This window comes from Pseudarthrobacter sp. NamE5 (genome assembly GCF_005796225.1).
Lineage (GTDB): Bacteria > Actinomycetota > Actinomycetes > Actinomycetales > Micrococcaceae > Arthrobacter.
Genome location: NZ_VAHO01000063.1, coordinates 1 through 258, shown reverse-complemented (window position 1 = coordinate 258; position 258 = coordinate 1). Strand labels below are relative to the sequence as shown.

The window sequence follows — 258 nt, the reverse complement described above, 5'->3', positions numbered from 1 at the left end:
CATCATCGCCGGAACCCTTGCCACCGCCGGACACCCGCAACCGACAGCGGGGCCAGGAACGGCGCGCACAAAGACGGTGTGGGCAACCATGGCGTGGACAAGGGCATGGACAAGAATGGCGTGGACAGCGGCGCGGGCAACGATGCAGACCAGTCCCATGATGTGATCGGCGTGGCCGCCCTAACCGACGTTGACCAAGGAACCCTGCAGTCCCCCACCGTGGACGGAACCGGCATGGCCAGCCAGAACTCCGACGCT

1 protein-coding gene is annotated in these 258 nt (G+C 65.9%); it reads left to right on the top strand.

The features are described from left to right. Nucleotides 1-78: 78 nt before the first annotated feature. The coding region (locus FDW84_RS19085) for a hypothetical protein (RefSeq protein ID WP_138611043.1) at nt 79-258 on the top strand (180 nt) is incomplete at its 3' end.